General features: G+C 41.1%; 21 protein-coding genes and 1 riboswitch. Of the genes, 15 read left to right on the top strand and 6 right to left on the bottom strand.

The features are described 5' to 3' along the window. Positions 1-116: 116 nt before the first annotated feature. From fabG to HOP08_07460, 8 genes are all read left to right on the top strand, one after another. Complete coding sequence (gene fabG / locus HOP08_07495; GenBank protein ID NOT74758.1) at positions 117-863, top strand: 3-oxoacyl-[acyl-carrier-protein] reductase; 747 nt, start codon at positions 117-119, stop codon at positions 861-863. A gap of 25 nt (positions 864-888) precedes the next feature. Next, positions 889-1,344, top strand: coding sequence for a DinB family protein (locus HOP08_07490; GenBank protein NOT74757.1), 456 nt, complete (start codon positions 889-891; stop codon positions 1,342-1,344). A gap of 145 nt (positions 1,345-1,489) precedes the next feature. Further along, positions 1,490-1,602: riboswitch (SAM riboswitch) on the top strand. A gap of 263 nt (positions 1,603-1,865) precedes the next feature. Continuing rightward, positions 1,866-3,188 carry an O-acetylhomoserine aminocarboxypropyltransferase/cysteine synthase gene (locus HOP08_07485; protein NOT74756.1) on the top strand — a complete coding sequence of 441 codons (1,323 nt, stop codon included), beginning with the start codon at positions 1,866-1,868 and terminating at the stop codon, positions 3,186-3,188. A gap of 113 nt (positions 3,189-3,301) precedes the next feature. Further along, entirely contained in the window at positions 3,302-3,793 is a 492-nt protein-coding gene (locus HOP08_07480; protein ID NOT74755.1) for a heme-binding protein, read from the top strand. Positions 3,794-3,798: 5 nt separating this feature from the next. Further along, positions 3,799-4,839 (top strand): homoserine O-acetyltransferase, encoded by a 1,041-nt coding sequence (gene metX / locus HOP08_07475; protein NOT74754.1) that lies wholly within the window; start codon positions 3,799-3,801, stop codon positions 4,837-4,839. Beyond that, positions 4,836-6,062 (top strand): homoserine dehydrogenase, encoded by a 1,227-nt coding sequence (locus HOP08_07470; GenBank protein NOT74753.1) that lies wholly within the window; start codon positions 4,836-4,838, stop codon positions 6,060-6,062. The genes metX and HOP08_07470 overlap by 4 nt, the downstream gene beginning before the upstream one ends. A gap of 96 nt (positions 6,063-6,158) precedes the next feature. After that, positions 6,159-7,457 (top strand): NADH:ubiquinone reductase (Na(+)-transporting) subunit F, encoded by a 1,299-nt coding sequence (locus HOP08_07465; protein NOT74752.1) that lies wholly within the window; start codon positions 6,159-6,161, stop codon positions 7,455-7,457. Positions 7,458-7,616: 159 nt separating this feature from the next. Further along, the gene (locus HOP08_07460) at positions 7,617-8,771 is read left to right on the top strand and encodes a formimidoylglutamase (protein NOT74751.1); all 1,155 of its coding nucleotides are present in this window, start codon (positions 7,617-7,619) and stop codon (positions 8,769-8,771) included. Positions 8,772-8,811: 40 nt separating this feature from the next. Here HOP08_07460 and HOP08_07455 read toward each other — a convergent pair whose 3' ends face one another. The 4 genes from HOP08_07455 to HOP08_07440 all read right to left on the bottom strand — a co-directional run bounded on the left by HOP08_07455 (position 8,812) and on the right by HOP08_07440 (position 12,844). After that, complete coding sequence (locus tag HOP08_07455; protein NOT74750.1) at positions 8,812-9,468, bottom strand: phosphatidylserine decarboxylase family protein; 657 nt, start codon at positions 9,466-9,468, stop codon at positions 8,812-8,814. A gap of 95 nt (positions 9,469-9,563) precedes the next feature. Next, positions 9,564-10,838 (bottom strand): Glu/Leu/Phe/Val dehydrogenase, encoded by a 1,275-nt coding sequence (locus tag HOP08_07450; protein ID NOT74749.1) that lies wholly within the window; start codon positions 10,836-10,838, stop codon positions 9,564-9,566. A gap of 262 nt (positions 10,839-11,100) precedes the next feature. Continuing rightward, positions 11,101-11,931 carry a phosphatidate cytidylyltransferase gene (locus HOP08_07445; protein NOT74748.1) on the bottom strand — a complete coding sequence of 277 codons (831 nt, stop codon included), beginning with the start codon at positions 11,929-11,931 and terminating at the stop codon, positions 11,101-11,103. Further along, on the bottom strand, positions 11,918-12,844 hold the full coding sequence (locus tag HOP08_07440) for a CPBP family intramembrane metalloprotease (protein ID NOT74747.1): 927 nt from the start codon (positions 12,842-12,844) through the stop codon (positions 11,918-11,920). The genes HOP08_07445 and HOP08_07440 overlap by 14 nt, the downstream gene beginning before the upstream one ends. A gap of 86 nt (positions 12,845-12,930) precedes the next feature. On the opposite strand from HOP08_07440, the gene dusB reads away from it, so the two are divergent. Genes dusB through HOP08_07405 form a run of 7 tightly spaced genes read left to right on the top strand, consistent with a single transcriptional unit; the run spans position 12,931 to position 22,586 of the window. After that, a complete protein-coding gene (gene dusB / locus HOP08_07435; GenBank protein NOT74746.1) occupies positions 12,931-13,920 on the top strand; it encodes a tRNA dihydrouridine synthase DusB in 990 nt (329 codons plus the stop codon). Between the two features lie 57 nt (positions 13,921-13,977). Continuing rightward, complete coding sequence (locus HOP08_07430; protein NOT74745.1) at positions 13,978-14,901, top strand: EamA family transporter; 924 nt, start codon at positions 13,978-13,980, stop codon at positions 14,899-14,901. Positions 14,902-14,956: 55 nt separating this feature from the next. Continuing rightward, positions 14,957-16,030, top strand: a complete 1,074-nt coding sequence (locus HOP08_07425; GenBank protein ID NOT74744.1) for an FAD-binding oxidoreductase — start codon at positions 14,957-14,959, stop codon at positions 16,028-16,030. A 20-nt stretch (positions 16,031-16,050) separates the two neighbouring features. Next, complete coding sequence (locus tag HOP08_07420; protein ID NOT74743.1) at positions 16,051-19,416, top strand: translocation protein TolB; 3,366 nt, start codon at positions 16,051-16,053, stop codon at positions 19,414-19,416. A gap of 49 nt (positions 19,417-19,465) precedes the next feature. Further along, positions 19,466-20,344: a YicC family protein gene (locus HOP08_07415; GenBank protein NOT74742.1), complete on the top strand. Its 879-nt coding sequence runs from the start codon at positions 19,466-19,468 to the stop codon at positions 20,342-20,344. A gap of 60 nt (positions 20,345-20,404) precedes the next feature. Further along, a complete protein-coding gene (locus tag HOP08_07410) occupies positions 20,405-21,385 on the top strand; it encodes a hypothetical protein (protein ID NOT74741.1) in 981 nt (326 codons plus the stop codon). A 52-nt stretch (positions 21,386-21,437) separates the two neighbouring features. Continuing rightward, complete coding sequence (locus HOP08_07405) at positions 21,438-22,586, top strand: aminotransferase class I/II-fold pyridoxal phosphate-dependent enzyme (GenBank protein ID NOT74740.1); 1,149 nt, start codon at positions 21,438-21,440, stop codon at positions 22,584-22,586. A 22-nt stretch (positions 22,587-22,608) separates the two neighbouring features. Here HOP08_07405 and HOP08_07400 read toward each other — a convergent pair whose 3' ends face one another. Further along, the gene (locus HOP08_07400; GenBank protein NOT74739.1) at positions 22,609-23,895 is read right to left on the bottom strand and encodes a divalent metal cation transporter; all 1,287 of its coding nucleotides are present in this window, start codon (positions 23,893-23,895) and stop codon (positions 22,609-22,611) included. A gap of 6 nt (positions 23,896-23,901) precedes the next feature. Continuing rightward, entirely contained in the window at positions 23,902-26,457 is a 2,556-nt protein-coding gene (locus tag HOP08_07395) for a zinc carboxypeptidase (protein ID NOT74738.1), read from the bottom strand. Positions 26,458-26,534: the final 77 nt, after the last annotated feature.

Raw genomic sequence — 26,534 nt, 5'->3', positions numbered from 1 at the left:
CCCGGATAATAATATTCTGGTAAATCGGATAAGAGCCCTTAAAACGATTACTAAACAAGTGAAAAACAGTATTTTTACTATAGATTTTATACTCAGATTCTAAATTTTTAACGGGAATGAAACTTTTACAGAATAAAACAGCACTCGTAACTGGCGCATCAAAAGGGATTGGAAAATCAATTGCAATGCGATTTGCAGAGCAGGGTGCGAACGTAGCCTTCACTTATTTGTCAAGCGTTGAGCAGGGCCAGGCATTGGAAGCAGAATTACAGGCGAAGGGCGTTAAAGCCAAGGGCTACCGTTCCGATGCATCAGACTTTGCGCAGGCCGATAAGCTGATCAATGATGTTGTGGCTGATTTTGGTTCACTGGATATTCTTGTCAATAATGCAGGGATCACAATGGATAATTTATTGCTTCGCATGACGGAAGAAATGTGGGACAAGATCATTAATGTAAATCTAAAATCATGTTTTAATACAGTGAAGGCTGCGTGCAAACCGATGATGAAACAAAAAGGCGGCTCCATTATTAATATGACCTCTGTGGTAGGTTTGAAAGGAAATGCTGGTCAGGCAAACTATGCAGCATCTAAAGCAGGTATTATTGGTTTTACAAAATCGATTGCCCTTGAGCTTGGCTCACGCGGAATCAGATCAAATGCTATTGCTCCGGGATTCATTGAAACTGAAATGACTGGTAAGCTGGATGAGAAAACTGTTCAGACCTGGCGTGATGCAATACCATTAAAGCGTGGAGGCAAGCCTGAAGATGTTGCCGATGCCTGCGTTTTCCTCGCATCAGATATGTCATCTTACATTACAGGTCAGGTGATTCAGGTAGATGGTGGAATGCTTACATAAGAAGCATAACTCTTAACTTCAAATTATGGCATCAGAGATTGACAGATTGGTTAGAATGCTTGAGAAGACATTCGACAAGCAACCATGGTATGGAAACTCCATCGTTCAAACGATCTCCGATATACATCCTTCTATTACAACTCTTCGTCATGGCCCTACCAATAATATTATAGAGCTGATCTTACACATAACTTCGTGGAGACTTTATGTGATTAAAAAATTGATGGGAGATCTGGATTTCGTCATGACGGATGAGTTGAACTTCCCTAAATCGGATAACTGGGAATTAGCCGTCTCCAACCTAAGGACAAGTCAGCAAGAGCTTATAGAATCTTTGAAGAGTTTTCCTGAGTCACGTCTCGATGAATTAGTTCCGGGTGCATCTCATAAGTATACTTTTTATACCCTCATAAACGGTATCATTCAGCATGACATCTACCATCTTGGTCAAATCGCTTACATAAAGAAATCTTTTAGCTAAGCTGAAAGGAATTCTTTTGCCTCTAACTAACACTTGTTTTTTTTCATAATTGTATTTTTTTAACATTTTTTTAGACCGAGTTTGGAAACTCTACTAAACTGGTATACGTTTGTGGTATCAGATCGATGAAGCACTTCAGCTAATCGATTTATAAAGAAGCGTGGAGAGACAAGGCTCTTTGAAGCGCTAGCAACCGCCCCGAAATACGGAGAAAGGTGCTAAATCCTACCCTAAGATGGTCTTAGGGAACTATAAACCGGTTAAAAAATGAAAAACCAGTCAACCAACTTACTCGGAAAAGTCCTCTTCAGGACCGACGTCATCATCGCTGACACCCTCCAATCTATTAGCTCTTTCATGCAACGCTACATGTGTCCTCCAATGGACTGCGCATGTTGTTGCTGCTGTTGCTAAGCATACTTAACAAGTATCGCAAGCTTCATCCACACTGCGACCTTAACAGGTCATAGGATTGTTAATTTCTATTCCAACATTTTAATTTTTATTTAAACATTACTATTATGTCAACACTACGTTTTGAAACACTTCAACTTCATGCAGGGCAGGAAATTGATCCAACTACTGGTTCACGTGCAGTACCGATCTATCAGACAACATCGTATGCATTCAAGAACTCTGAACACGGCGCGAATCTTTTTGCATTAAAAGAATTCGGAAATATTTATACGCGTATTATGAATCCAACCACTGACGTTTTTGAAAAACGCGTGGCGGCACTTGAAGGTGGAGTTGCGGCATTGGCCGTTGGTTCCGGTCAGGCTGCACAATTCATTGCACTAAACAACATTCTTCAATCAGGCGATAACTTTGTCTCCACTACTTTTTTGTATGGAGGAACTTACAATCAATTTAAAGTTGCTTTTAAAAGACTAGGAATTGAAGTGCGCTTTGCGGAAGGAGATAAAGTAGAAGCTTTCGAAAAGTTAATCGACAAGAAAACAAAAGCAATTTATATTGAGACGATTGGAAATCCCGGATTTAACATTCCGGATTTCGAAGCAATCGCAGCTCTTGCTAAAAAGCATGATCTTCCATTGATCGTTGATAATACATTTGGAGCAGCGGGATATTTATTCCGCCCCTTGGAGCATGGTGCTAATGTCGTTGTGGAGTCTGCAACAAAATGGATTGGTGGTCACGGAACTTCAATCGGAGGTGTAATCGTTGATGGAGGTAACTATAACTGGGGAAATGGTAAGTTCAATCAATTTACCGAACCGAGCGAAGGATATCATGGTTTAAAATTCTGGGATGTGTTTGGTGAGAATAATCCGTTGGGTTTGCCAAACATTGCTTTTATCATTCGTGCGCGTGTGGAAGGTCTGCGTGATTTCGGTCCGGCAATCAGTCCTTTTAATTCTTTCCTTTTAATCCAGGGATTGGAGACACTTTCACTTCGCGTTCAGCGATCAGTGGACAATGCACTTGCTCTTGCGCAATGGCTTGAGCAGCATCCGCAGGTGGAAACGGTAAACTATCCTGGATTAGTAAGTAGTACATACCATAAGCTGGCAAAGAAATATCTGAAAAATGGTTTTGGTGCCGTTCTGTCTTTTACAGTGAAGGGAACTAAAGACAATGCCGCTAAGTTGGTTGATAATCTGAAACTGATCACACACCTTGCGAATGTCGGAGATGCCAAAACACTGATTATTCAGCCTTCAGCCACTACTCATCAGCAATTATCAAATGAGGAGCAAATTGCTTCAGGCGTTTTGCCTACGTTGCTTCGTATATCTGTTGGGATAGAACATATCGATGATATCAAGGCAGATTTGGAACGGGCGTTTCTGAAGGTGGGAAAGAAAGAGTTGGTGAGTTGATTTGAACAGCGAATATCAGGTGCCAACTATTAAATGGTGAAGTTAGACCCTGCTTGCTTTGCTTTTTGATTTTGGCGCTTGATATTTAAAATTCGGATTGTTAAAAATTATTTATGAAAACAAAATTGTTATTAATTCTGATGGTTGTAGCTTTTTCTGCTTCGGCACAAACTACAGCATCCACCACACCAGCTCCGATCATTCAATATGGTTTTTCCATCACCCTGGAAAAGGCAAAGAAAATTATTGCTGCAGCAGAAGCATTTGCTGCCAGTAAATCATATACAGTGGTGATTGCAATTGTAGATACCGGAGGTAATCTTGTGGCCCTGGAGAAGATCGACAATACTCAGATTGGATCCATTGAAGTTGCTATTGGGAAAGCGAAAACCGCAAACAATTTTAAACGTTCAACAAAGCTCCTCGAAGATGCAATAGCAGGTGGAGGTGTGGGAGTTCGGGTCCTTTCATTACCCGCAACTCCAATTGAAGGAGGTGAACCGATTTATTCAGATGGGAAGATCATTGGTGCTATTGGTGTATCGGGAATGACATCAGCACAGGATGAAGAAGTGGCAAAAGCAGGATTGGCAGTTAATAAATAAGAATAATGAAGTACGATCACATTTTTCATTATGATCAGGAGTTTGACCTTGAGGGTGGAGGTATTCTTTCCGGCTTCCAGCTTAAGTATACGACGCTTGGTCAATTAAATGCAGACCGTTCGAATGTGGTATGGGTGATTCATGCCCTTACCGGAAATTCTGACGTCACCTCATGGTGGCCAGGATTATTTGAAACAGACGGACCTTTTGATCCGTCAGATTACTTTATTATTTGCGCCAACACTTTGGGAGGATGTTATGGATCAACAGGTCCACTATCCATTGATTCAAAAACCGGAGAACCCTTTTATCATAATTTCCCGCTGATCACTAACCGTGATGCAGTAAGATCATTTGATCTTCTTCGTCAGGAATTAGGTTTGGAAAAAATTCATACTGTCATCGGGAGTTCATTAGGTGGTCAGCAAGCAATGGAGTGGTCTATTCAACAGCCTGAAGTGTTTAACCATCTTGTATTGATTGCTACGAATGCAAACCATTCGGCATGGGGCATTGCTTTTAATGAAGCGCAACGGATGGCCATTGAAGCTGATGCAACATGGAAAGAAAATGACGAACGCGCAGGGTTGGAAGGCTTGAAAGCAGCTCGTGCCGTTGGAATGTTGTCATACCGGAGTATTGAAGGCTTTGCTGAAAGACAGCTCGAAAAGGAATCTGGTAAGTTGGATGAGTTCAGGGCAGCTTCATATCAGCGTTATCAAGGACAAAAATTGGCGGGTCGGTTCAACGCCTTCACTTATTGGACGCTTTCAAAGATGATGGATAGTCATCATGTCGGCAGGGGAAGAAGATCTATTGAAGAGGCGTTACAGAAAATAAAAGCGACTACTCTGGTAATTGGTATTGAAAGTGATATTCTTTTTCCATTAACGGAGCAGAAATTACTAGCGACCCATATTCATAAAGCAAAGTTGGAAGTAATTCATTCTTTGTATGGCCATGATGGATTTCTGGTAGAGTTTGAACAATTAAGAGAAATATTGAAGAAATTTTATAAACATAAGCATTCAACAAGTATTGTATGAGGAAGAATTTAAAGTTGGGAGTATTCGGATTTGGTTGCGTGGGTCAGGGACTATATCACGTACTGCACGAAACAAAAGGACTTAAAGCTGAGATCAAAAAGATCTGTGTTAAGACAAAGAATAAGCAGCGTCCATTAGAGCAGGACATATTCACTTTTGACAAGAATGAAATTTTATCGGATCCTGAAATTGATGTAGTGGTGGAATTAATTGATGACCCTGAAGCGGCATTTGAAATTCTGAAACTTTCTCTTCAGAATGGTAAGGCTGTTGTTACAGCTAATAAACGTATGCTGGCAGAAAACCTGGAAGAGATTTATGAGCTGCAGCAAAAGTATGGCAAACCGGTATTGTATGAAGGATCTGTTTGCGGAAGTATTCCGATCATTCGCAATCTGGAAGAGTATTATGACAACGATCTTATTAAAAGTGTTGAAGGAATTTTTAATGGTTCGACAAATTATATTCTTACCAAGGTTATTGAAGAAAAGAAAAGTTATAGCGATGCTCTGAAGCAGGCACAGGAATTAGGTTTCGCGGAAAGCGATCCAAGACTTGATGTGCAGGCATTTGATCCAAAGTATAAACTCACCATCCTGATAGCACATACGTTTGGCGTATTTGTAAAACCGGAGAACGTCATCAATTTTGGCATAGATCGCATCTCGGCTGTGGATTTAAAGTATGCTAAGGATCATGGACTTGGAATCAAGCTTGTTGCCCGTGCATTTAAGTCGGGAGATAAAATTTACGGATTGGTTGCGCCCCAGTTCATTGAGGCAAATCATCCTTTGAGTTCTGTTCGCAATGAGTTTAATGCGGTAACAGTAGAAGGTGCTTTTGCGGAAAAGCAACTCTTCGTTGGCAAAGGAGCGGGTAGCTATCCAACAGGTTCAGCCGTGCTTTCTGACATTTCGGCACTCACATATGATTATCAATATGAGTACAAGAAGCTTCATCAGGAGAATCGTCTTACGTTTTCTAATGATGCTACCGTAGAAGTAGTGATCAGTTTTTCAAATCCCGGTCTTGTAACCATTGATGATTTTGAGGACTTCAAAGGAGGTTTCCAGGGGAGCGGATTACAAAACCTTCAGGGTGTTGTGAAACTTGAGAAAATCAGGGAGTGGTCGAAGCAGGAAGGCATTAATGTTATTCTGACTCCGGGAGCGGTATTAACTCCTTCCTTGCAGATTGAAAAACAAGCAAAGGCATACGCATAAAGCGTATTTGAGCTTAAACAATCGCCTAATTTTTTGATGAACAAAACCTGTTTTACGGGTCGGGTGAATATATTTGTGGTCTAACTGTTTAGACCCATGCTTCCTATTGTATCCACGTCCATCATAGCCTTTACACTGGTAATTCTGTTGCTGGTGTTTTTATTGTTATTGGCTCAAAAGCAATTAGTGCAATCAGGTCCGGTAAAGATTACCATCAATGGTGAGAAAACAATTACTGTTTCTGCCGGAAGTTCACTCCTATCGACGCTTTCAAATGAGAAAATATTTTTGCCTTCTGCCTGTGGGGGAGGTGGTACGTGTGCAATGTGTAAATGTGTTGTTGAGTCAGGAGCAGGTGATGTGCTTCCTACCGAAGTAGGTCACCTAACACGTCAGGAACAAAAGGATCATGTTCGCCTGGGCTGTCAGGTGAAAGTAAAACAGGACTTGAGCATCCGCATCCCAGAGGAGATTTTCGGTATTAAGAAATGGGAATGTGAAGTTATCTCTAACTATAACGTCTCAACTTTTATTAAGGAGTTTGTAGTAAGACTTCCGGAAGGAGAGAAGTTGAATTTTGAAGCGGGAGGTTATATTCAGATTGATGTACCTCCAGTCAATGTGGATTTCAAAACAATGGATATTGCTCCTCATCCTGATCTTGGTCATAAACCTGATGTATTTAAAGGAGACTGGGATAAGTTCAAACTGTGGGATCTTAAGATGAAAAATGAAGAGGGGATTTTCCGTGCGTACTCTATGGCAAATCATCCCGCAGAAGGAAATATTGTAATGTTGAATATTCGTGTGGCAACTCCGCCATGGGATCGTCAGAATAATAAATGGATGGATGTAAATCCTGGCATCTGTTCTTCTTATGTGTTTTCCCGTAAGCCTGGAGATAAGATCACGATCTCCGGACCTTATGGTGAATTCCACATCAATAAGACACAAAGGGAAATGGTTTATGTTGGTGGAGGTGCCGGAATGGCTCCATTACGCGCGCAGATATTTCATTTGTTCCATACCGAGAAAACTAACCGTAAAGTTTCATATTGGTACGGCGGTCGTTCCAAGAAAGAACTTTTTTATACTGAACATTTCAGGAACATTGAGAAAGATTTTCCAAACTTTAAATTCCACATTGGTCTTTCAGAACCTTTGCCTGAGGACAACTGGAAGATCAGTAAATCATTGGAAGACAAGGATTCAGATGGTTATGTAGGATTCATTCACAAATGTCTTTATGATAACTACTTGAAAGATCATCCTTCTCCGGAAGATGTAGAGTTCTATCTCTGCGGGCCTCCTATGATGAATGCTGCCATGCTAAAAATGCTGGATGATATGGGAATTCCAAAAGAGAATGTCCGCTTTGATGATTTTGGTGGATAATTTTTCTAATAATTTTAAAATGAACCCTCTGGTGAAAGCCAGAGGGTTTTTTTTATGCTTCGGATTCTTCGACAAAGGATTTAATGTGGATAGGAGTTGTCGCGATTAATAGTTTACGGTTAACGTTTAGTAGATTTGTTACACCACCCAACTACAGGCATGGATTTGACCATTCTCTTTTCTCCAATTGATGAATCAGTTTATTCATCAATCAGCTCAACTTCCTCGGTTTTAAAAAATATTAAGATCTATGGAGAGAAGATACCGGATTATAAGGAAGCTCAAATAGCCATTATCGGAATTAATGAAACAAGAGGTGCAGGTCATCATGCAGGTAAAAGCAGTGCTCCGGATGAGATCAGAAAAAAACTCTATCAATTAAAAAAGGGAGCAGGAAGCTACAGGGTTATCGACCTTGGTAATCTTAATCAGGGTATCGATCTGGATGAGACGTACGTAAGACTGAGTGAAGTCTGCAGAATTTTACTGGAGAATAATGTGCTTCCGGTTATTATAGGAGGTTCACATGATCTAGACTATGGCCAGTTCTGGGCATACGAGGGCTTTGATAAACTGGTCAACCTCCTCAATGTAGATGCTTTTCTGGATCTTGAAGACAAGCATGGTGCGCCGGCCAATCGTAAACATTTGCATAAAATTCTACTACATGAACCTAATTATCTTTTGGGTTACACTCATCTAGCCTATCAGAGTTATCTTATAGATCCAACATCAATCGGTGTATTGGAGAAATTATATTTTGAAGCATTTCGTGTGGGACAAATGCGGACCAATCTTGGTGAAATAGAACCAGCCATTCGACAGGCTGATTTGATGTCTTTTGATATAACGGCAATTCGTTCTTCAGATGCTCCTGGTAGTGATAGTGCCCAGCCATTTGGATTGAGCGGCGAGGATGCATGTCAGATATGCTGGTACGCAGGATTGAATGAGAAATTGAGTTCTGTTGGATTTTATGGATATAGCCCTGATCTGGATGATGATCATAAGAAGACAGCGTCTGTTACGGCAACGATGATCTGGTATTTCATTGAAGGATTCTATAATCGTAAGAATGAACAGGATTTCAAGAGTAATGACTTCACCAAGTTTAAAGTATCCATGCCTGTTGAACCTGAGGTATTGATTTTCTATAAGAGCAAATTCACTGAGCGCTGGTGGATGGAAATTCCAATGCCCTCAAAGGGTCCGTATACAAGAAATAGTATTGTTGCGTGCAGCTACAGTGACTATCAAACAGCAACGAAGGGAGATATTCCGGATCGGTATATTTCAGCCTTATCAAAACTTTAAATTGCTTTGATAGTGGTTGGAATTCAGATGAAGAGATTTCTTAGATCTCAGCGATTACTGTTCTTCCGCCTTTTGTAATATCTCCAATATTCACTTTCACCTTTGCATCTAATGGAAGATAAATATCAACGCGTGATCCAAATTTTATAAATCCGAATTCCTGCCCTTGCTCCAGGCTATCGCCTTCTTTGACATACCATTTAATCCTTCGTGCCAGTGCGCCTGCAATCTGACGAAATAATACTTCTGTTCCGTTCTGCATTTTAGTTACCACCGTAGTGCGCTCATTTTCTGTGCTGGACTTTGGGTGCCATGCAACGAGGTATTTACCTGGATGATACTTAAAGTAGCTGATTGTTCCGCCCACGGGCATGCGATTAACATGCACATTAATTGGTGACATGAATATTGAGATCTGCTTTCTTTTTGATTTCAGGTATTCTGTTTCTTCTGTGTCCTCGATCACCACTACTTTTCCATCGGCGGGAGCTAGAACTGTCTTGCCGTCTTTTGTAATAGAGAATATGGGGCTTCTGAAAAACTGAAGAATGACCATATAAAACAGGACACTCGCAAATATTACAAAACCCTGAAGTGTAGTTGAGTCTGGTGCATAATAAGCCACTGCTCCGTTGATGACAACGAAAATGATTAGTAAAACAAACAGCAGAGTTCTTCCTTCCTTGTGAATAGTCATAAAAATAGTGTTAAAAGAAAAAGGCAAGCTTTTCGGCTTGCCTTGCAAAGTTACCTGAAAGATTCTTATTCGTAATTAGAAACTTTTCCGGAAAATCAATATCCGCCGCGATACTTGTAGGTCTTTGAAACCTTGTCAATAGCTACCATATAGGCAGCAATACGCATGGAGACTTTGTATTCAGTTGCAACGCGGAATACATTATCAAAGGCGTCTTTCATGATCCGGTCGCTTCGACGATTAACGCGCTCTGCTGTCCATTTATAGCCAAGGCGATTTTGTACCCACTCGAAATACGACACTGTCACACCACCAGCATTGGCCAAAATGTCCGGCACTACGCTAATACCCTTTCCGTATATAATATTGTCAGCTTTTGAAGAGGTTGGTCCATTAGCACCTTCAACAATAAGCTTGGCCTGAACTTTTGCAGCATTGTTTGTAGTGATCACATCTTCTGTTGCAGCAGGAACCAAGACATCCACAGGCAATGTCAGCAGATCCTGTCCATCGATCTTTTGTGCTTCTGTGAAACCCTCTAAAGTACCATTGTTGCCGTCACGATATTTAACAGCTTTATCGATATCTATCCCGTTCTCATTGTAATAAGCTCCGGACAAATCACTGATCGCAACGATCTTTAATCCACGTTCTTCCAGCAAACGTGCTGCCCACATACCAACATTTCCAAAACCCTGAACAGCACATGTTGCGTTGTACGGATTGATCTTTAACTTACCCATAGCAGCAAGTGTTGCCACCATCACACCGCGACCCGTTGCTTCTGTTCTTCCTAATGATCCGCCTAACACAATTGGTTTACCAGTAACAACTGCGTTGACTGTCATACCACGTGTACGGGAATATTCATCCATTAACCACGCCATTTCGCGAGGACCTGTTCCCATATCAGGGGCAGGAATATCTTTATCGGCACCGAAGATGTCTACCATGGCCAATGTATAGGAACGCATCAGACGTTCTATTTCGCCAGCAGACATTTCGCGTGGATTGCAATTCACTCCACCTTTTGCGCCACCGTATGGAATATCAACAACAGCACACTTCCATGTCATCCAGGCAGCAAGAGCTTTTACTTCATCAAGATTTACGTGCGGATCGAAACGAATTCCTCCCTTTGAAGGTCCGAGGATCGTTGAATGAATAACGCGATAGCCTTCAAATACACGAATGCTTCCGTCATCCATTGTAACAGGAAGGGAAACAATGACCTGTCGTGCAGGCACCTTTAGCACATTATAAATTTGTTCTTCCAATCCGAGTATCTGTGAGGCTGTCTGAAAGCGGGACATCATTGCCTCGAATGGATTCTCTTTGTCAAGCAAAGGAGCAGGTTCTATATAAGCCATTTGTTAAATGAATTTAATATGTGATTCCAACGATGGAACTGAAAGATCGTTCATTTTAGAATTGCGGGTATTATGACCCGAAAACGGTTGCAAAGATAGATAATTTAGAGATATAGAGTCAGTAAAAGAGAAAAAGTAGATTGTTCTGGACATTAACAAAGGATGAAATAAAATAGGTTTTAAATGCACCGCAGGAGCGGTTTATTTCGAAATAACCTGTATTTCAAATACTGGTAAAAAACCACCCGGAAGGAAGTAAATACTATGGGAATATCTCCAGAAATGCGACGATAAACGGAGCGGAGATCAACAGCCCGTCAAAGCGATCCAGAAAGCCCCCGTGACCAGGTAGAATGTTTCCGGAATCTTTTATTTCAATGCTTCTCTTCAAAAGAGATTCTATCAAATCGCCATACGTTCCTCCAACAATGATAATTGATGTGACCGATAGCCATTGCCATAACTCAAGGGAGTGGAAAAAGTTATTCATCAGGAAAGCAAAGCAGAATGCAAGTACCGCTCCGCCCACTGCACCTTCCCATGATTTTTTTGGTGAGATGCGCTCAAACAATTTCCTTTTTCCGAACAAGGTGCCGGCTATATAAGCACCGGAATCGCTGGCCCATAAAATAAACAAGCATCCGAAAATGATCTCAAAATTATACGTACCATTTTCAAACACAGCAATATTTAATAATGAATACGGAACAGCCACATAGAAGATCCCAAGAAAAGTATAGGCTATGTTGGTGAAAGGTTTTCGTTCAAATTTTTTATAAAGTTTGATCATGTACACGCAGGAGAGCATCGGGAAGATCAAAAAGTAAAAGCTGGAAGAGATAATCTTATCTTCAATCAGAAATGAGACTGTAAAAAGACTCATTGCACAGATTGTTCCAAAAGTTTTTTGTACCACCATGCCATCAAGTCCGGCAAGGGTGTAGAATTCCTGTACGGTCAGAAAGCAAATAAGAAAGAAGATTGCAAAGTAGGTCCACTCACTATATACGATACAGCTGACGATGACAGCCGCTCCGATCAGGGCTGTGATGAGACGTTGAGTGAGATTGCTATAGTTTTTAAAAAGAGTCACTGGATGCTGTTGATCTTGATTTAAAATAATTTCTAAGATAGTAGAGGATTGCAAATGTAAGGATCAGAGCAATCGCTACCATTGGGAGAGGTGCACTTTCGGCACTTTCTAAATTGATTGTGATGATGCCCTTCTGGAAAAGATAAAGAGCAATGACCTGAAATCCATTATTGAAAAAATGAGCGAGGATAGGAATCCACAGATTTCCGGACCAATAATAAAGATATCCAAAAAGTGCACCGAGTAGAACACGGGGAACAAAACCCATGAATTGAAGATGGATGGCACTGAAAAGAATAGCTGACAACCATATCCCAACATGAGGATTTTTCACTACACGTGTCATCTCTGTTTGAATCATCCCGCGAAAAACAATTTCTTCACCTAATGCGGGAATGACTGCCACTACAATAAAAGTCAGAATAAGATCGGCGATAGTAAGATTGGAAGTAATTGTCTTAATAAGCTCTGCGGCAAGATCTTCTGTATGCTTTGCCCAATTGCCAAATCCACTCATCCATTCCGGAAATTCAATGTTGGAATTCCACTCCATGATGGGAGAGATAGCAAGTGATAAAGAGATGATGATGATAAAAATGATCACCATGACCATGGGCAATTGTCTTTCTGTCTTAAAAAAATTACTGAAATCCTGCCGTTCAAATGTTTTCAGATACAGATAAGGAACAAAGATCAAACCGATGGCAGATCCGATTCCCTGAGAAAAAAGCAGTGCGTGTTTTATTTCAGGATGATTCTCCGGATCAGTCATGGCTGCCAGAAAATCTCCATCGTATATGAATGAGCCAACAACAATTCCGATCGTTTGGCCTACAAACAACCATCCTACAACTACAACTGCAAGGAGAATTGTGATTAAGGAAGTGAATGGAGGCCTTTGAGAAACTATCATATAATTGATATGCGTGCTTTTGGCTATTTTTGCGGGCAAATATGGTGAATTCTTCCCTTTTGGCGAGGATAACCGCGAAAAGCAACTTGGTAAAAATTGGTAACATAGAATTAGGCGATTTTCCGCTCTTGCTGGCACCCATGGAGGATGTTAGTGATCCACCTTTTCGTGCTGTTTGCAAAGCGGGTGGTGCTGATCTAATGTATACTGAATTCATTTCTTCAGAAGGTCTGATTCGTGACGCTGCCAAGAGCCGTCAAAAGTTGGATATTTTTGAATACGAACGACCTATTGGCATTCAATTATTTGGAGGCGATATCGGCAACATGGTCGGATCCGCTGAGATTGCCAGCGCCGTTAATCCTGATCTCATCGATATTAATTATGGCTGTCCTGTAAAGGCGGTAGCATGTCGTGGAGCTGGTGCTGCATTGCTCCAGGATATACCGAAAATGGTGAAGATGACTGAGGAGATTGTCAAATGCACACATCTCCCGGTTACCGTAAAGACTCGTTTGGGGTGGGATGAAAAAACTAAAAATGTTCCTGAAGTAGCTGAACGTCTTCAAGACATTGGAATAAAAGCATTAACTATTCATGGTCGCACCAGAGTGCAGATGTATAAAGGTGAGGCGGACTGGACACTGATCGCAGCAATTAAAAATAATCCACGTATTAAAATTCCAATTTTTGGAAATGGGGATGTTGATTCACCTCAAAAAGCACTGGAGTATAAGACGAAGTATGGTGTTGATGGTATCATGATAGGCCGCGCATCAATTGGTGCTCCCTGGATATTCAATGAGATTAAACATTTCATGAAGACCGGTGAGATTTTGACTTCTCCCGGAATTTCTGAAAGAGTTCGCGTGTGCCGGGAACATTTTAATTTCTCTATTCGTTGGAAGGGCGATCGGCTTGGCGTGTTTGAGATGAGAAGGCATTATGCAAATTATTTCAAGAGCATTCCGGACTTTAAGCCATATCGATCAAGATTAGTTGAGGCAGATACAGATGTTGAAGTTCACGCTATTCTGGATGAGATCAATGATGTCTTTGCGCTTCAGATTGTGTAAACCATTTTCTGGATAGAAGTTACAATTATCCAGCCACTATAACTTCAACCATTTCCTTTGGAACAAAAAAATTCTCCTCTCGCGATACTTCTTATGTTAATCCTTGCCCTGATCTGGGGCACTTCATTTATTTTAATGAAGAGAGGATTAGTTGTGTTTCAACCACAGGAAGTAGCGGCTCTTCGGGTTACAATTGCCGGGATTGTTCTTCTTCCGTTGGCAATTCTGAAATGGAAGCTGATCAAGAAAGAGCATATAAGTAAACTATTCATTTCAGGAATGCTGGGTGTATTTATTCCCGCATTTTTATTTGTAACAGCTCAACAATACATCAGCAGTTCCGTTGCGGGAATTCTTAATACACTTTCTCCACTATGGACGATGGTTATGGGAGTTCTTTTTTTTCATGTTGTATTTAAAAGAAGTGCTGTATTTGGAGTATTAATAGGGTTGGCCGGAGCTACAATTCTGATGGTTTCAAGGTCGCCTGATGGATTTTTAGGATTTAACGCTGCTGGACTTTTGATCGTTGTAGCGTGTGCTTTCTATGGAGTGAATCTGAATTTTATAAAGTTCAAAATCTCGGATCTTAACTCGCTAACGATTACAAGTATTTCCGTAGTACTTCTTTTGCCGCTGGCCCTCTTTGCTCTTTTCTTTCACGTCGAGCAAACTACAGAACCTGCATTTAAGATAATGATTGTTCAATCCGGATTCATTGATAAACTTCTAAACACTTCGGGCGGATGGAAGGCTTTTGGATTTGTAGCGTTGCTTGCTTTTATGAGTACTGCAGTGGCAGTCTCCATTTTTAATAAACTGGTGAAAATGACCACTCCATTATTTGCAAGCTCAGTTACTTACCTGATGCCGATCGTTTCTGTCATGTGGGGAGTATTCGATGGCGAAGTCCTTACCGTCACGCACTTCATTGGTATGGCAGCAATACTAAGTGGAGTATATCTTGCCAATCGAAAATAATGTTCGTTGAATGATGACGAATATCAATTAACGATTCTTATACTCAAATCTTCAAATGTTAGCAATAGCCAGGCATATCAACTATCTCATCATTGGTCAGGGGCTGGCGGGTAGCGCTCTCGCCTGGGAACTTGTTCAGAGAGGGAATTCTGTGTTGGTGCTTGATAAGCCGGGCAATACCCGTGCATCCTCTGTTGCTGCTGGTCTCTTTAATCCCATTACCGGAAAGTTCATGACAAAAGCATGGAAGGCAGATGTCGTATTTCCGGTGCTTGAAAAATTTTACTCTGACGCTGAAAAAATTCTAAATAAAAACTTTCTTCATCTACTGCCCATCTATCGGCCATCTATCTCTGATGAGGAAAGATTACAATGGAAAATTAGAAGTGAGTCAGAAGAAATGTCAAAGTTTCTTCTTGCGTTTTATGATGAGCCAACATTTGATCAGGTGAATGATCCTTTTGGGGGAATTGATATAGCTCACTCAGGATATGTAAATGTTGGAATATGGCTTGAATCAGTAAGGAATTATTTTTTTAAGAATGATCTTATTGCAGAGGAGCATTTTTCAGAAGAAGAACTTGTAATTGAAGAAAAGGGAGTTCGATATAAAAGTATTACAGCTGATAAGATAATATTCGCTGGTGGTCTCTCAGATATGCAAAGCCGATGGTTCAATTGGCTTCCATTCAAACCACTTAAAGGTGAAACGCTTGAGGTAAGTCTTGATGACCCTGCTCCACGAATGTTCAATCGTGGAGCATATCTGGTGCCAACCGAGCGGGATAATATATATAATGCGGGAGCTACTTATCAACATCCTCCATTTATTGAAAGTCCGTCGCAAGCTGCTCGCCAGGAACTTCAATTAAAGCTCGAAACTTTGTTAGCGGTGCCCTTTAAAATCATTCACCAAGACTGGGGTATTCGTCCAACAACTCCAGATCGCAGGCCATTTATGGGATTTCATCTGAAAGAGAAAAATGTCATTATTTTCAATGGTTTGGGGACGAAAGGAGTAAGTTTGGCCCCTTATCTTGCTCAGCATCTGGCGGACTGGTTGGAGGGCAAAATAGAGTTATCCAAAGAGGTCAATATTTTTCGGTTCAAAGCGTTATATTCGGGTTGATAGTGACTGAATCTATGCGAATGAGGGTGTGTTACCGCGTTGCGGCGGTATTAATATTTTCTACTATTTCTTTTCTCCCCGGACATGCCCAACATGCCAGTGAAGCGTTTGGAAAGAACCGCGTTCAATACCGTACGTTCGACTGGAAATATGTAAGTGCTGAAAACTTCGACGTTTACTATTATGATGAGCGTAGAAAAGTAGCAACGGAATCTCTTCAATATCTTGAAGCTGAGTTTGATCGTATCACCGACCTCATTGGATATCCTCCTTATCTAAAAACAAAAGTTTTTCTATACAATTCAGTAACGGATCTTCAACAAAGTAATGTTGGGATCCTTGGTCAGCAATTTAATGGAGGTGCTCAGACTGAATTCATCAAGCCATATGTAGAGATAGCTCACCCTGGAACTCTTGATGAGTTTAAAGAAGAACTGATCTTTAAAGTATCAGACCTCATGGTCAATGAAATGATGTTTGGCGGAAGCCTTAAAGACATGTTTCAAAATGCTGTACTCCTGAACATCCCAGATTGGTTTGTCGATGGCGCATCATTGTATGCTGCAAAAGGGTGGGATGCAGAGATGGATGATTACGTAAGACAATTGGTGAAAAGTAAAAAAGCTAACAAGGCTCTAAAACTCACAGGGCCCGAATCAGCGATTATCGGACAATCGATCTGGAATTACATTGTTGAGCGATACGGAAAGGGAAGTGTTGCCAATATTCTGAATTATACTCGTGTTATCAGAAATGAACAGAAGAGCTTGTACATCACGCTGGGTGTTGGGTTCAAGCAATTCATGGCAGACTGGAGGAAATTTTATTCTTCAGAACAGGATCTCGTTGACTTAAGCTATACACCTCCTTCCGATTCACAACGTTTTACAGCGAAGCACAGGAAGACGGTAATTTATACAACGATAAAAATCAGTCCCGATGGAAAGAACGTTGCATTCGCAGAGAACGATCGTGGAAAGTTCACAGTAAAAGTAAAATCTCTTGAGAACGGTCGCGAAACCACAATTTTATCCGGAGGCAATAAGGTAGTTAAGCAAACAGTAGACTATCATATTCCTTTAATTAGTTGGGCGGATGATCATACTCTCGGTGTAGTGGGTGTTCGCTATGGTCAGTACATCTTCTGGCTTTATGACCTGAGTACAAGAAGTACAATCCCTCGCACACTTGAAAATTTCAATAATGTCAGAAGTTTTGACTTTTCAGGTAATGGAAGACTTGCTGTCCTCAGTGGTGATATTGGGGGTCAGAATGATTTGTTTCTACTTAGCACACGTACAGAAAGGACCAAACGATTGACTAATGATCTTTTCGATGACTTTGATCCTTCTTTTATTCCAAAGACCAATACAATAGTTTTTAGTTCCAACCGTACAACGGATACCACTAATACAATTAAGAAAGACTTTTCGAAAATACCCTCGAACTATAATTTGTTCAGCTATGATCTTGATACGACCACTACCACTGTAACTCGTATCACAAACACCCTTAGCAAAGACTTCTATCCAATCGCGCTTGACGAGAATAACTTCTTTTATCTCAGCGACCAGCGTGGAATTCTTAATCTTTTCAAGTTCAACAGGCAAACTGGTGTATATGGACAAGTCACCAATTTTCCGTCGAGCATCAGGGATTATGATCTGGATATTGATCATAAAATACTGGCAGTAGTCATGTTGAAAAACATGAAGGAAGACATTTACATTCAGAAAAATTTTAATGTTGATCGACAGATTTTTACTCCTGCAACGAAGAGAAAGGAAAGACAACAGGCGAAAATCATTACTGAAAAACGCAAAAAAGAGTCAAGGCAAGGTGTTTCTGTGAAGCAATTAATCAATGAACGTCTTCAGCAAAAGCGTGATACTTTAAATGCCAAAACTTTGGCTGGCGATACACTCAAGTCAAAGGCACCGGTAATAATTCCTGCCGACACAACAAAATTGAAAAAGGGAGAAATCAACACTGATAATTATTCGTTTGAAGATGCTCCCGTAAAGAAGGACACAATAATTTCCCCAATTGTAACGAAGAAGCCGGATAAGAACCTGAATACAGATGATTATAAATTCGAAGATGAAGCAGTTAAGGAGAAGAAGCCATCTGAAACTTTTCTAAGTCGTTACATGAAAGCCCGTGAGACTGGACGAGTAACAGGGCCTTTTGATTACGAACCTAAATTCAGCTATGAAAATCTGACGACCAATTTTGTTATTGATCCAATACGCGGGTTCAGCATTCGCCTCGAAACTCAGATGAATGATATTCTTGAGAACTTCAGGATCACGGGTGGTATACAAACAGCGTTTGACTGGAAGAGTGGTGACGTGTATGGTGAATTCCAATATTTAAAGCATCGTGTCGACTTTAGTGTAAGGTATGATCGTAAAGTAATTTTCTGGACACAACATGATCCTGAACAAAAAAGTCCAGTGAATGATATGCGGCAAAAATATTCATGGCAGAAGATTGAGTTTGGCGCATCATTGCCGATCAGTGTAAGAACCAGGGTTTCCTTAAAGCCTTTTGTTGGCTACACAAATTTCCTGGATCTGGGGCCGGATCAAATTGCGCTCACGCCTCCTGTATTCCAGGAATCAAAAACACAATTCTATACTGGTGGCAAGGCAGAAATTGTTTATGACAATTCCGTTTCTTCTGCAATGAACATCGTCGAGGGAACCCGTGGTAAAATTAATTTCATTCATTATGAAGCAATGGGAAATAAAAATGCGAGTTTCTCACAACTTTATCTTGATGTGAGACACTATCAGAAAATCTATAAAGAGATTGTTTTTGCTGTTCGTGGTTATACCGGAACATTTTTCGGCAATGCCCCTAAGCAATATGTGCTGGGTGGTGTTGACAACTGGTTTGCAAACTCGACTAATTACAATGGCTTGAAAAATCCTCTGGCTGTAAAGTCAGGCTATAATGATAATCTTCTGTTTGCTGAATTTGCTACGAGCCTGCGAGGGTTTGATTATGCTACGTTGTACGGATCCAGCGTTGCAATGGGTAGCGCAGAGTTTAGAGTGCCATTAATTCGTGCATTATCAAGCAGTCCTGTCACCTCTAACTTTTTCCGTAACCTCCAGCTCATTGCTTTTTATGATATCGGTACAAGCTGGACAGGTGAACCTCCCATTGACTCAAAAAATACTCTTAGAACGGAGCAAGTCAAAAAATCTCCTTTCGTGATTGATCTGAAGCAGTATCTCAATCCGTGGTTGTACAGCTATGGAGCAGGCTTCAGAACCATGATGCTGGGCTATTATCTCAAGTTTGATGTTGCCTGGCCGGTTGAAAATTACAAGGTCAAAGATCCCCGCCTTGTTGTTTCGGTGGGATATGATTTTTAATCCATTTCAAGGCCCACGGATTAATTATCTTGCGTCATAAATTTTTGACATGATCAAATCGATGACAGGCTTTGGACAGGTAACGACTCCTATTGGTGAGGCAACCCTCCAGATAGAAATCAAAACCCTCAACTCTAAATTTCTGGATTTAAGCATTCGTATTCCACGAGTATTATCTGAGAAAGAGGTTGAAATACGTTCTATTATTACCGAAAAGCTTGAGCGGGGTAAAGTTTCTGTTTCCATTGAATACATAAAAGCAGCAACTCAGGAAATTCAGCAACAGTATAATGAGGCAATGTTTGTTGCTCATTATGCTGAGCTTAAAAAGCTCGCTGATAAGGTGATGGCTCCTTATGATAATCTTTTTGAACTGGCATTAAAATCCCCCGAAGTTCAGCAAACACAGGAACGCGAAGCATTTGATGTACAGATGTATGAGCGATTTGTAAGTACTTTGAAAGAAGCGCTTGACCAATGTGATTCATTCAGAAAAACAGAAGGTTCTTCTCTTGTCGAGAAATTTCAAAGTTACATTTCATCAATCGCAGGTTCATTAATTAAAGTGGAAAAGATTGATCCACTTAGAATTGAGAAGATCAGAACGAAGATTAAAAAAGGAATTACGGATTTTTTTGGAGATGAAGGATTTGATTCCAATCGTCTTGAACAAGAGATTATTTTTTATATAGAAAAACTGGATATACACGAGGAGCGTGTTCGCCTTAAGACACATCTTGATTATTTCCTGAAGGTTATGAAAGAGCCTCAGTCCAACGGAAAGAAATTGGCATTCCTTGCACAGGAAATTGGTCGCGAGATCAATACCATTGGATCTAAAGCAAATGATGCTGAGATGCAAAAGGAAGTTGTCAACATGAAGGAAGAGCTTGAAAAAATTAAAGAACAGTTAAATAACGTGTTGTAAGCATCAGGTTTTGATTGCCTGATTTTCTTAACTTGTAGTAACACTTACGGTTTACGGCAAATGAGAAAATTACTCTTTTTGTTATGCCTTTCTTTTTCTGCTTCAGCTCAGATCGGAGCGAAAGTTCAGCAACAAGGTAAAATTTTTGGAATCTGGCAGAATAATCAATTCGGCTACCAAATGACGTTGATGCTTCAGGCAGATGGCTCCGGAGAATTTGACGGCGATCCAATCAAGTTCTCAACTCAAGCAACAATCATTTCAATCACATCTGGTACAGAAACCACGAAGTATAATTATATTCTTCAGGGAAACTCACTCACACTTTCCGGTGGTGATCTGGAAGGAAAGGTTTTATTTTCAAGGAATGGAGCAGGTGATCAAAATTCGTCATCTGCTTTGTCGTCGAAAGCAACACAAACCTTTACTAATACAGACCGGTCACTGATAGGAACATGGGCAGGTAATAATGAGGTATTACTGTTTAAAGCAGATGGAACATGCGTCTATCTTGGTAACTCTTTTTCGTACAAGGTTTCTCAAGGATTTATAATTATCACATCCGCACAAGGCGATGCCAGATTTGGCTATTCAATCGCTGGCTCACAATTGACGTTAACAGCAAATGGACAGAAGGTTATTTATGCCAAATCAGGAAGTGCAGAAACGTCGGCTAACAACGATAAAGGCAAAGGTGGAGTGGCCCCAGAACTGGTAGGTCAGTGGTGCTATCTCAACATGAATCAGAATTCTCAAACAAGCCGCTGTATTGTTCTTAGAGAAGATGGAACCTATACCTATTCATATGAAGGATCGCGAAGCGTCAATACCGAAGCTATTTCGGGTGGGACTTCTTCCCAGAACTCTGATCGTGGAACCTGGTACGTTCAGGGGGACAGGCTTTATTACAATTCTCAATCGGCCGGCCAGGGATCCTACCGCCTGGAAAAAAAGAACCATCCTAAAAATGTAAATGACCCTATGATTGTGCTGGATGGTGAGCCGTTTGTCACAATGACCAGTCGTGCACCGTGGAGGTAACAACGTATAAAGATTATTCGCTATTTTTATATAACACATAAACAACAGCAGCATGCAATCTATTACTAACAGAAGAGGTTGGTTTAAGTCAACACTTTCTCTCACAGCAGGCCTTACGCTTGTTCCCTCTCTTGCTCAGGAATTAATGGCTGCTCCTGTAAGTAAAGCTGAAATGGATTTCCTTGGCAGGGAAAAAAAATATTCGGGCAATGTCCGACTGAATTCAAACGAGAATCCATACGGCCCATCAGATAAAGCAAGACAGGCGATCATTCAAATTCTGACAGAAGCGAATCGTTATCCGTTTGATGCAACTACTGCTCTGAAGGCGACGATTGCCGCAAAGGAAGGTGTTGCCCCTGAATGTATTCACCTTGGTGCAGGGTCGGGAGATATTCTTTGTCAATCATCCGTTGCCTTTGGAATCGAAGGCGGGAGTATTGTTTCCTCCTATCCGACATTTCCGTTGCTAATGAATTTTGCCCAGGTGTTCAATTGCCGCTGGGATAAAGTTGATCTCAACGATAAGCTTGAGCATAATTATGATGCAATGGCTGCTGCAGTAAAGAGCGACACAAAACTTGTCTTTATCTGTAATCCAAATAATCCAACCGGGACTTATGTTGATGCGGCAAAAGTTAGATCATTTTGTGAAACAGTTTCAACGAAAGTTCCAGTGTATGTTGATGAAGCTTACATTGAATTTCTGGAACCTTCACAGCAGATTTCGATGGTTGAATTGGTAAAGAAGAATTTGAACGTAATTGTCTCAAAGACCTTCTCAAAGATTTATGGATTGGCAGGATTGCGAATCGGATATATCGTAGCGAAGCCGGATCTTATCAATCGTGTTGCCAAGTATGCCGGTGACATTCCAATTAACCAAACCGCTATCGCTGCAGCTAATGCAAGTCTTGGAGATGTTGATTTCATGAAATTAACAAGAGAGAAAAATGCTGCAGCACGCTTAGTGCTCACAGATTACCTTGACAAGCACAAAATCATGTATGGTAAGTCTCTGATCAACGTTGTATTCTTTCCAGCTCCGAAAGATGGCAAAATGATTCTTGCCAAGATGGAAGAGAAAGGATTTCTGATGCGTGTATGGGATTACCAACAAAAAGAGTGGTGTCGTGTCAGCATTGGAACAATTGACGAGATGAGATCATTTGTAAAAGCATTTGATGAAGTGACTGCTTAAACTCATCTTCTGCACAAGGAGATTAAAATCTAGTCCCGTTGTTTTTTTTATTCCACGCAAATAGTTTGAGTGCCAGATATCCTGTCAACGCGATTGAAATAGTTGATATTAGCATGATGTGCCCTGTTGGCATTGCGACCCAGGATGAAACAGATTTGTCTATGTTATTCAATCCCATCAACAGAACTGAACCGAAGATGATCAGAAGCACTACATTATAGAATGGCGAAGGACGATGCTCAGAAGGAACGATAGCCGGATCATTGATCAGTAAAATCAGGTAAGCAGTTAGCAGAGGCAGAACAAGTCCATTAAGGGCCTGCACGGCAAGGATAACCGGGATAGGCTTTACTTCGCTGATCCCAAAAGCAAATCCAACCAGGAGTACGAAGATCCAGACGATGCGTTGTTTCTGTTCATTCCAGTTGAAAACAGAAGAAGTAATGATCGATGCTGCATATGGAGACGTAATGGCTGATGAGAAACCTGCAGCAAATAATCCAATACCCAGTGCCCATCCACCAATCGGTCCGCTATTTTCTACAAGGGCTTGTGCCAGCTCATTGAAATTTGAGAAAGATCTTACGGAAGTGCCAGCGACCAGAATTGCGGCAGTGATAAGTCCTCCGATCAAAACAGAGATAGTAAGTCCAATGCGCATCAATGGTACCGTCTGACCCTTACTGATGCCGGATCCAAGAAAGACATTGTAAGGCACAATGGTTGTTCCAACTAATCCCAATGTTAACAATTCAGAACCTACGGGGAGCTGAGGGGTGAGAGACGACTTTAAATACTCCTGAAAGGAAAACGAAGTATCTATGGCCAATGCAAAAAAGGCAACGCCCATGAGGAATACCAGGAATGTCATGAGCCATCCAATTGTATTTCGTTTCCCAGACCAGAGGATGAATGCGCTGGCCGCTGTGATAATGATCGTGAGAATCTTCGTATCAATAGACGACATCAGATTTAAACCTGAAACAGCACCAAGAATATTTCCAGCTTCATAAGCGGCACATCCCAAAATCACGGGTCCGCCCAGTAAAAATTTCAACCAACTACTTTGCTGCTCTCCATACTTTTTAGTCAATGCCTGACCCATTGTCATCCCACTCACAATTGTAAGCCGACCGGAAACCTCCTGTAAAACTATGCATGCGATGGTGGCAAAAGTCACAGCCCACAGAAGATTCAGTTGGAACAGGGATCCGGCGGTTGCTGCTGTTGTTACGGTTCCCGGTCCAATGAAAGCGGCAGAGATGACCGACCAAAGGATAACAGAAGAAAGCGTTTTGTTTTTGTTCATTGCTACCTATCGAGCACTTTCAGGTCGCAAGAAGCTTCCGTAATACACAGCATTCATCAGCATCTTGTTTGTTCCAAACCAAAAAGCTCGAAATGCAAGGTCTTCAGTGAATCCTATGACATGTCCTCTTCCCATAGCAGTAACTCCGATGCCCGAAGTATTTTTCATTTTAGCATAATTCACTTTAGAGATATATCCGGTTAGTAAAGAAGCTGAGCCATAGGTTAACGGATTGGCATAAGCTCCCTTCGCTTTTTCCATAAAGAGATTATTGGATTTAAACATCGGCATTTTTGAATTATAGTATCCATATAACAATGGATTTGTGAGATCTACATCTGCTTCAAAGATTGCTCCACTGGTTTCCTGAGCTCCTGTTGCCTCATCAAGATCAGCATAAGGCTTTGACTTCGCAGGCTCTTTTTTCTCTTCATCCTTTTTCATGTCAAATTTCCCCAACCCTGCAGTATTGAACCATGTTAACGCATTTTCGAAGCCGATTACAGTCCCGCCATTTTGTATCCAGATCTTGAGCTTTTCTTTTGCATTCTCATTAATGCCTGCATAAGTACCTGCCGGAAATATAAGAGTTGAATAACGATTGATATTTGCATTGTTGAAGATAGAAGTTGGCATGCAGGTGACGGGAATATTAAATCGCTGGTCAAGCAGATGCCAGATCTCGCCTGCATCGGTAGCTGAAACACCTCCATCAACAAGGATTGCTATTTCGGGCTTTCTCAATACCTGAAAGGAACTGCTGCCAAGACTTACTCCACGATAATCAAGTCCTGTGTTGAAAGCGTAGACATCAATACCATCGCGTTCCGCAATTTCACGAATATAAACTTCAATCTGATCTGGATTTTTATCCTGGTTATCCAGTGATACCATGATAGAACCAGGTTCAAATTTTTTGCCTGAAGAATGATAAAATTGTTCAGTCGCGACCTTGGTTCGTATGCCATGGCTGGTAAGACGATATAACGCTCTTGGTGAATAAAAACCATACGTTTCAAACACATAAGCATACTGAGTCTTTCCGCCAATGATCTTTCCGGCAGGCATCTGAATCTGTGAGATTTTTTCTCCCAATGCTGGTGCTACTTTCAGCTCTTCATAGTCAAGACCAAAAGCCATTGGCAAAGTCCAGCTTGAAATATCATAGAATAAACTATCCTTGAACTGATTGATCTTGCCAAACATGCCTTTGATCATTCTGTATTGAGATTGATTCAGCGGGACTATATAACTTGATTCCTTATCAAAATTCTTTCCGTTGATAGTTGAGGTGGCGGCAGGCTTGTAAAAATCAATTTGCTGACGGGATAATACTTCAGCAAGATGGAAGACGCTTGCTTTATCTTTTGATCCAAACAGATATCCTTTCACCGGATCTTTTGCGGCTTCTGTCAGACTTCCTTTAAAGAAATCACGCTGGTAGGTAAGAAGCTCTTCACGCAATTCATTCACCGCCTTCAATGAACTTAACATGGTAGTGAAGTGATTGCGAATGGTAAATGGAAATTTGAGAACTCCATTTACACTTTCCTGTGCATGGCCGCGTGAACTTGCCTGTTCAAAAAGAATTCCTATTGCTCCTTCAACATCCGGATAGGTTGACCCTTTTCCATAATAGAAATCATCATAACCCTCCTGTGTAAAATAAAGTGATCCAATCTGATCAAGAGCTTTAGCGTGGTATTCACCCATCTTCCTTGTGATCTCCTGATTTTTTTCAGGTGTAAGGGAATTCACTCTTGTTGGTTCGCCCGGCATAAAAAAGAATGTCGCATTCGTTCCTTGTTCGTGATGGTCGGTAAGGACATTGGGTCTCCATTGTTGGAATTTTTTTATGCGAGCCTGAGATTCCGGCATTTGAGCCACAAGCCAATCCCGGTTAAGATCAAACCAGTAATGATTGAATCGTCCTCCTGGCCATGCCTCATTATGCTCCATATCATTTGGATCAGGTGAGATCAGTTTGCTTTTTCGGGAGTTTGCCCAGCTTGAGAAACGGGTTAACCCATCCGGATTAAAGCTTGGATCAAAAAGGATAACGGTGTTTTCAAGGTATTTTTCAATCTCGGGACCTTGAGCGGCGGCGAGGTAATAAGCCATAATAAGCCCGGCATTTGCGCCACTGGGCTCATTTCCGTGAATGCTGCATCCCAGGTAGAAGACGGAGGGCATGTTTTTCACGTCTGCTGATGCTGATTTTGAAGGATCCGAAAGCAATAAATGCTGTTGACGGATGGCTTCAATATTTTGATGGTTTTTAGGGGAGGTGATAGTGAGTAAAAGGAGGGGTCTGGCTTCGAAAGTCTGGCCTGTAACTTCAAGGCTAATCCTGTCAGAGGCTCTGTCCAGGGCATACATGTAATTTACCAGTCTGTCATGGCTAACATGCCACTCTCCAACCTCATGTCCGATCACTGAAGCAGGAGTTGGAATGGCTGAATTATATGATCCTCCATCAGGCAAATAGTAGGATAAATCTACCTGAGCAGTAGCATTAAAGATCACACATCCAAATAGCAGATACAGAGCAAGTTTCATCATGAGGTTTAAGTTAAGGTTGAGATGTGGTTTTTGTTGTCGAAAAAAAACACAAACCAGCAAACGATTGATGGATGCTA

Source organism: Cyclobacteriaceae bacterium, assembly GCA_013141055.1.
In the GTDB taxonomy this organism is placed as follows: Bacteria; Bacteroidota; Bacteroidia; order Cytophagales; family Cyclobacteriaceae; genus ELB16-189.
The sequence above is the reverse complement of the archived record's forward strand: the minus strand, read 5'-3'. Positions and strand labels throughout refer to the sequence as shown.